This is a genomic window from Acidovorax sp. ACV02 (assembly GCF_014851475.1).
In the GTDB taxonomy this organism is placed as follows: Bacteria; Pseudomonadota; Gammaproteobacteria; order Burkholderiales; family Burkholderiaceae_C; genus Acidovorax; species Acidovorax delafieldii.
In genome coordinates, this window is sequence record NZ_JACUZU010000031.1 from 1 (window position 1) to 447 (window position 447).

Genomic DNA, 447 nt, shown 5'->3' on the forward strand with positions numbered 1-447 from the left:
TCCTTGTCCTTCACCGCCACCCTTCCTCTTTCTTTTCTCCCTCTCCTTTTTCTTCCCTTTCTTCCTTTTTCTCCTCTCTTTCTCTTTCCTTCCTCCCTCCTCTCTTCCTCTTTCCTCTCCTTCTTTCTTCTCTTCCCTTTTTCCTCTCTTTTTCCCCCCCCCCCCCTCTTTCTCCCCTTTCTTTTTTCCCCTCCCCCTCCTTCTCTCTTTCCCCTCCTTCTCTTTTTTTCTCTTTTCCCCCTTCTTTTCCTCCTCTCCCTCCCCCCTCTTCCTCTCCCTCCTCCTCTTTCTTCCTCTCCACCCCCCCCTTTTTCCCCTCTTTTTCTTTCCTTCCTTCTTCTTTCTCTTCCCTCTCCCTCCTTTTCTTCTCTTTTTCCCTTTCCCTTCCTCTCTCCCTTCTTCTCTTTTCTCCTTCTTTCTCTTCTCCCCCTCTTCCTCTTCCTCCCC

General features: G+C 49.9%; 1 protein-coding gene. It reads right to left on the reverse strand.

Annotated features, from left to right (window positions below):
• The coding region (locus tag IB236_RS24675; RefSeq protein WP_192422490.1) for a hypothetical protein at positions 1-447 on the reverse strand (447 nt) is incomplete at both ends.